Source organism: Staphylococcus sp. HMSC62A08 (genome assembly GCF_001839105.1).
Lineage (GTDB): Bacteria > Bacillota > Bacilli > Staphylococcales > Staphylococcaceae > Staphylococcus > Staphylococcus caprae.
On record NZ_KV840056.1, the window covers coordinates 32252 to 37900 of the forward strand.

At 33.9% G+C, this 5649-nt stretch carries 6 protein-coding genes and 1 pseudogene; 3 read left to right on the forward strand and 4 right to left on the reverse strand.

Annotation, left to right across the window (positions count from 1 at the left end; genetic code table 11):
* Window positions 1-391: pseudogene (locus HMPREF3264_RS11810) on the reverse strand (type 1 glutamine amidotransferase domain-containing protein); the annotation flags it as partial.
* A 17-nt stretch (window positions 392-408) separates the two neighbouring features.
* Complete coding sequence (locus tag HMPREF3264_RS11815) at window positions 409-1410, reverse strand: NADP-dependent oxidoreductase (protein ID WP_172605862.1); 1002 nt, start codon at window positions 1408-1410, stop codon at window positions 409-411.
* A 407-nt stretch (window positions 1411-1817) separates the two neighbouring features.
* Between HMPREF3264_RS11815 and HMPREF3264_RS11820 the strand changes: the two genes are divergently transcribed.
* Together HMPREF3264_RS11820 and HMPREF3264_RS11825 are read left to right on the forward strand one after the other, a co-directional pair.
* The gene (locus HMPREF3264_RS11820; RefSeq protein WP_070873433.1) at window positions 1818-2870 is read left to right on the forward strand and encodes an LLM class flavin-dependent oxidoreductase; all 1053 of its coding nucleotides are present in this window, start codon (window positions 1818-1820) and stop codon (window positions 2868-2870) included.
* Window positions 2871-2883: 13 nt separating this feature from the next.
* Complete coding sequence (locus tag HMPREF3264_RS11825) at window positions 2884-3240, forward strand: hypothetical protein (protein ID WP_002444682.1); 357 nt, start codon at window positions 2884-2886, stop codon at window positions 3238-3240.
* 473 nt (window positions 3241-3713) lie between these two features.
* Here the strand turns inward: HMPREF3264_RS11825 and HMPREF3264_RS11830 are convergent, their stop codons facing one another.
* Both HMPREF3264_RS11830 and HMPREF3264_RS11835 read right to left on the reverse strand, forming a co-directional pair.
* Window positions 3714-4193 (reverse strand): peptide-methionine (S)-S-oxide reductase, encoded by a 480-nt coding sequence (locus HMPREF3264_RS11830; RefSeq protein WP_070873434.1) that lies wholly within the window; start codon window positions 4191-4193, stop codon window positions 3714-3716.
* 260 nt (window positions 4194-4453) lie between these two features.
* Window positions 4454-4801 carry a DUF4064 domain-containing protein gene (locus tag HMPREF3264_RS11835; protein WP_044466616.1) on the reverse strand — a complete coding sequence of 116 codons (348 nt, stop codon included), beginning with the start codon at window positions 4799-4801 and terminating at the stop codon, window positions 4454-4456.
* Window positions 4802-5210: 409 nt separating this feature from the next.
* On the opposite strand from HMPREF3264_RS11835, the gene HMPREF3264_RS12505 reads away from it, so the two are divergent.
* A complete protein-coding gene (locus HMPREF3264_RS12505) occupies window positions 5211-5585 on the forward strand; it encodes an LPXTG cell wall anchor domain-containing protein (RefSeq protein WP_256323993.1) in 375 nt (124 codons plus the stop codon).
* Window positions 5586-5649 lie beyond the last annotated feature (64 nt).

Below are 5649 nucleotides of genomic sequence, written 5' to 3' on the forward strand. Positions count from 1 at the left end.
CAACGATTCCCCCATTTTCATAAATCGTATTCACTGCACTTTGGATGTATTTATTTTCTGGGAAATCATACATCACACCATGACCACCAGTAAAATAAATGGCATCGTATTTCTCAGGTTGCGCTTCTCTAATAGGTTGAGAATATCTTAGTAAATCCATGAAACTTTCATTTTTATAATAAGCTTTCGTTGTATTATCAAACATCAGTGGATTAAGGCTCACGGGATCGATCGGTGTATTTCCACCAGTAATATTAAACATATCAATGTCTACATTTGTATTTTTAAATGCATCATAAAAATGTACCAGTTCGCTTAGCCATAGTCCTGTAGGTTCTTCTGTATTTCCAAAGTAATCTGTACTTGTATTGACTATCATAATTTTTGCCATTTATCTCACCTCTTTAATTAATCTTCCATTTTTACTACAATTTTGCCTTTTGCTCTTCCACTTTCAGAGTATTCAATGGCTTTTTGAGTTTCTTTAAAGTCAAATACCTTATCAATGATTGGTCTAATTTTTCCAGCTTCAATGAGTTCTGTGATTTCTCTTAATTGCTTACCACTTGGATGCATAAATAAAAATTCATAGTTAACGTTGAATTTTTTGGCTAAACGTTGGTATTTCAATGATGCTGCTTTTAATAAACCTTGCTTAAAAATACTTTTTTCTAACTTTTTAGCATTGCGTTCTGTCGGTAATCCAGAAATCGAAGCAATGACACCATGGGGTTTAAGGATTTGGAATGATTTTTCTAAATTATCTCCACCAAGTGTATCGAATACACCATCAAAATCTTTTAACACTTTCGAGAAATCTTGTTCTTTATAATTAATAAATTCATCTGGATTTAATGATTTGATAAGTTTTTCTCCTCGATCACTTCCAGTCGTTGCAACATAAAGCCCTATTGCTTTTGCGTATTGAATGGCAAAACTTCCTACGCCACCTGATCCAGCTTGGATGAGCACTTTGTCTCCTGGCTTAGCTTTAATTACTTCGTTTAGCGCTTGATAAGATGTTAAGCCTACTAAAGGTATACTTGCCGCCTCTTCGTAAGAAAGTCCTTGAGGCATTGGAGCAATTTCTTCTGCGTTGATTGAAATATAGTCGGCAAATGTTCCAATTTTCGATTTACGTGGACGTCCATACACTTTGTCGCCTACCTTGAAGTCTGTAACATTTTCCCCTACTTCGGAAATCTCTCCTGCAAAGTCATTTCCTAATATTAATGGAAATTGATAAGACAGTAACATTTTCAAACTACCATCACGAATTTTGAAATCGATTGGATTAATACTTGCTGCTTTAATTTTCACTCGTACTTCATTCGGGTTCATACTTGGTAATGGCATTCTTTCTAATGACACAGGACCTTTCCCATAATGATGAATAACCATCGCTTGCATATCCGTTTTCATCTTTTTCGCCTCTCTTTACTTGATTATTACATTTAATATTGAAAATGATTGTATACTTGATATTTTGAATTTTCATCAAGTGTAAGGCTATTAAGTATTCTGTACAAGAAAAGTGGTTTACTTATAAGTTTAGTTTATAAAAAAGTGCGTTTACTATAAGTGATAGCTATGAATAATCGAGTCATTGTCATAGTATTAAAACACAAAGATGACTCCATATGAAAATTGAAACTTTATCGTCAACGGTTTAAACAAAACCAATGTTGTTAAAATAATTGATAGCGTTACTGTGCTATTCATTCGTTTCTGTATGGTTTAAATCGTTTATATTGACAAAATTGTGAGGCAAGATTAATATATATCTAGTATAAAAAATATACTAGGAGGTGTGAGTGATGAAAGTAGAATTGGGTTTAACATCATTTGCTGAAAATAGTGCCATTTACATGCCAGATGGTAAACACGAATCAATAAGTCATGCTCAACGTATTAGAGATATAGTGGAAGAGATTGAACTTGCAGATCAACTTGGATTAGATGTTTATGGCTTAGGTGAACATCACCGCGAAGACTACGCAGTTTCTGATCCTGTTACTGTGTTAGGTGCAGCTGCTTCAAGAACACAACATATTAAATTATCTTCTGCAGTTACCGTCTTGTCTTCAGACGACCCGGTCAGAGTATATGAAAGATTCTCAACTTTGGATGCTGTATCTAATGGTAGAGCTGAAATTATGATTGGTCGAGGTTCATTTATCGAATCTTTCCCGTTATTCGGTTATAATTTAAATGACTATGAAGAGCTATTTAATGAAAAACTTCAAATGTTGCTTAAAATTAACAAACATGAAATCATAAGTTGGGAAGGTAAATTAAGACCTAGTTTAGAAGAGACTGGCATTTACCCACGAGTGGAAAATGGCGAACTACCAATTTGGATTGCCACAGGTGGTACACCTGAATCATCACTCAGAGCCGGCGCGTTTGGCTTGCCAATTACGTATGCCATTATTGGTGGAAATCCTAGACGATTTGCACGTAATGTTGAAATATATAAATCTGTTGCATTATCTTACGGACATAATCCTGAGCAATTACCTATTGGGGTACATTCTTGGGGTTATGTTGCAGAAACAGATGAACAAGCGAAACGTGAGTTTTTCCCTTCACTTAAGGCACATCAAGATGTACTAGGTAAAGAACGAGGTTGGCCATCTTTCGATGAAAACTATTTCGAGAGAGAAATAGGCAGTCATGGTGCTATCTACTTGGGAAGCCCTGAAACAGTGGCACAAAAAATTATTGATACCATCGAGACTCTAGGTATTAATCGCTTTATGATTCATACTCCGGTAGGTTCTATTCCTCATGAGTATGTGATGCATTCAATTCGTCTTTTTGGGGAAAAAGTTAAACCTATAGTAGATAAATATTTTGAAGATAAATAGGAGGAAATATTTTATGATTTTACGTTATGCTACAAATTTAAAACTTGCAAAAGAATTATACAATGCAAGCAAACCTAAATTACAAGGTGACCAAGGTATGGTGGATACTTTCACAAACACATTTGGTTTACCAGCTAGTTCAGTTAAATTAGCAGGTGGTGTTGAAGCAACTGCAGCTGCATTATTCGCTGCAAGTTTCTTAAATAAAAACATCTCTCGCCTAGGTTCACTTGCTACAATTTCAGTATTAAGTGTTGCAGCTTACAAACACTTTGAAGCTGGTCACGGCAAAAAAGGTGCACAACACGCACTTGATTTATTAGGCTTAGCTACTTTAAGCTTATTAGATACTTTCTCATCTAAAAGATAAGAATTGAAACATAAGACTCCCCGCTCATGCGAGGAGTCTTATTTGCTTAAAGAAGCATAAAATTTTTAATATAAGTGTAAATGAGCTAGGAATACATGATAAAGATTGAATATATAAGAATTTTAGTAAACCCTTGCTAATAGGAAGACTAGGTATACGAAGTATTGATGGCGACACGCCTGCAGGAATAGCATGCGTCTTGAGACTACTTGCAGAGTTAATTGATTTTTAAAAGACAGGCTACGCAGTAGCTGATTGATATTGAGCTCATAAAATGGCTCAACATCTAATCATCCTTGCGGGGGTGATAATACGAATTCTTAAATTCTAGAATTCTGTATCACTCCCAAGCCATGCCCGCGGCAAGGGAGCTAAGCAATACGAAGTATTAATATACTAAATTCGTGATTAGACAAATCTTCATGACTGTTTATGTATTTTATATCATCTCGAAACTGCAACGAGGGTTAATTTTACTTTTTATATTTATTTAAAAGTGATTTAGGAACATGACAAAGATACTGATCTTCAGGGTGTTTATAAAGATGATCTTGATGTTCTTCAGCACTTTTAACATAATTCGTTAATGGCTTTACTTCTACCATAATACGGTCCGCATCGTTTCTATCATTGATAAATGCTTGTGCTTCGTCGAGATGCGATTGATCCTTACTATATAATCCAGTTCGATACTTTTCTCCTATATCTGGTCCTTGACGATTCAAACTATATGGATCAATGATTTCGAATAAGTACCCCATCAAATCTTTTATAGTAACTTGTTGTGGATTGAATTCTACTTTCACACATTCAGCATATCCATCATACGGTTCTTCCAAATGATTTGTAGTACCATTCGCTCTACCTGCTTCCGTCATCACAACGCCAGGTATCGTTTTGAAAAATGCTTGCGTCCCCCACAAACAACCGCCTGCAAGATAAACAATTTCCAACGTTATCACCTCTTTAGAATATTGTAACACCTAGAGCTAGAATCAAATAACAAACGATGATAAGAATCTGTTGGTATTTGATTTACTACTTACTCCAAAGATTCTTGCCAAAGCGTATTCATAACATATAAATAAAAAATCTCCTCATCGTTATTAACAATGTGGAGACCATTATTAAGTGAAGATTAATCCTCACTTATTTATTATTCACTTCTTACGTTATTAAGAACATAAAAATCAATTATCTATCTCTAAACAATTTATTTTCTTACCAACGCTAGTATGCCTGCTACTAAAATCAAGATGCCTGAGAGAATCCCAAAAAAGCTAATAAAAATAAAGTTAAGAATTCCACCAATGACTAAAAGTACCCCAATTAAAACTCTTTTTTTATTAATAATACAACTTAAAATAAGAGTTATAATGCAAGTAATAATCACTGCTACACCTAATCCACCTACATTTTCCCCACCAGTATCAAGTTGAGAACTAATACCTTGGACCATAATAGCGAACAAACCACCTAAAATACCGAATATACTTCCCATGATACCTAATATCATTTCAGCAACCCGATTTGTAGGTTTAACCTTTTGCATGTCATCCATATTTTTTCCTCCTTTTATATTTAATTAAAAATAGTTAATAAGGGTTATGTATAAGACCAAATTCTTTATGCAAAACTTATTAACATATGCGTTGCAATACATTAAAGTATTCCACACTTATTTATTTTATTATACTGTCTTGTAAAATCAATATTGATTTCTTCTATTCTACATTTTGGATATTTTGTATATTTTAAAAATCCTAAATATTGCTTTAAGTATAAATGTGACAACAATGTCATGGATTTGATATCTCATACACAGGAGTTTATTTATAGCATATGGTATCTTCAACTTATGCATAGAGAAGATTGATTGTTTGTAAGTTTTGCTTTAAAAGTAATACTTCTTGGGAGACTTTTAATATATTTCTCTGATGTTCAGATTTTCATGTTAAGGAGAGATGGGTTTGACTCATAAATTTTTCAAATTCTTTATTAGTACGATGGCGATAATGATGGCATCTATATTTTTTATGTATAATCATTCAGTATTGGCTTCAACTAGCAATCATGACCAAGTGGTGGGCCATTTTAATCAAACACCAATGAATGATGAATCCATACATCGTGCTGTAAATGTTTCTACGGTTAATCATAATGGTGAACATAACTTAAATTCTTCTAAGTCTAGAACAACGTTTGTTACTCAACCGGCATCAATGATGACACTTCCTGAGACAGGTAAAAGCGTGTCTCACTCTCCTTTTATGGCTGGAATTATCGCTCTTATCCTTGGTTTAATTATATTCATTTATAAAAAGACTTCTGCGAATAAACAATAGAAATGATTAATAGGTTGAGAACTTTGTATTTTAAGCTCTGGGAAACCGATTAACGGCGTCCCAA

What these genes read in the sequence shown, in the direction of transcription:
- HMPREF3264_RS11820 (WP_070873433.1), top strand. Translation starts at nt 1,818, where the DNA reads ATGAAAGTAGAATTGGGTTTAACATCATTTGCTGAAAATAGTGCCATT.
- HMPREF3264_RS11825 (WP_002444682.1), top strand. Translation starts at nt 2,884, where the DNA reads ATGATTTTACGTTATGCTACAAATTTAAAACTTGCAAAAGAATTATAC.
- HMPREF3264_RS11815 (WP_172605862.1), bottom strand. Translation starts at nt 1,410, where the DNA reads ATGCAAGCGATGGTTATTCATCATTATGGGAAAGGTCCTGTGTCATTA.
- HMPREF3264_RS11835 (WP_044466616.1), bottom strand. Translation starts at nt 4,801, where the DNA reads ATGGATGACATGCAAAAGGTTAAACCTACAAATCGGGTTGCTGAAATG.